The sequence below is a fragment of the Neptuniibacter marinus genome, assembly GCF_001597725.1.
GTDB lineage: Bacteria > Pseudomonadota > Gammaproteobacteria > Pseudomonadales > Balneatricaceae > Neptuniibacter > Neptuniibacter marinus.
The window spans coordinates 1-236 of sequence record NZ_LUTR01000110.1; the positions used below are offsets into that span (position 1 = coordinate 1).

Consider the following 236-nt stretch of genomic DNA (forward strand, 5'->3'; position numbering starts at 1 on the left):
GGGGTATGGTGATGGTTATCCCCGCGCAGCGGATAATGGCACCCCCATGCTGATAAAAGGAAAAGCGGCTGAATTAGCGGGCCGAGTGTCAATGGATATGATTACCGCTCGTTTAGTACAGGATGGCAGTTCTACTTTAGCCATTGGTGATGATGTTGTGCTGTGGGGTGATGGTGTGCCGGTAGAGAAAGTGGCGTACTGGTCTGAAACCATTGGCTATGAACTGGTAACCCGCA

The 236-nt window shown here is 51.3% G+C and carries 1 protein-coding gene; it reads left to right on the plus strand.

All coding sequences use genetic code 11. From position 1 onward, the window contains the following. A partial coding sequence (locus A3774_RS16255; RefSeq protein WP_331709323.1) for an alanine racemase C-terminal domain-containing protein occupies window positions 1-236 on the plus strand: 236 nt, incomplete at both ends.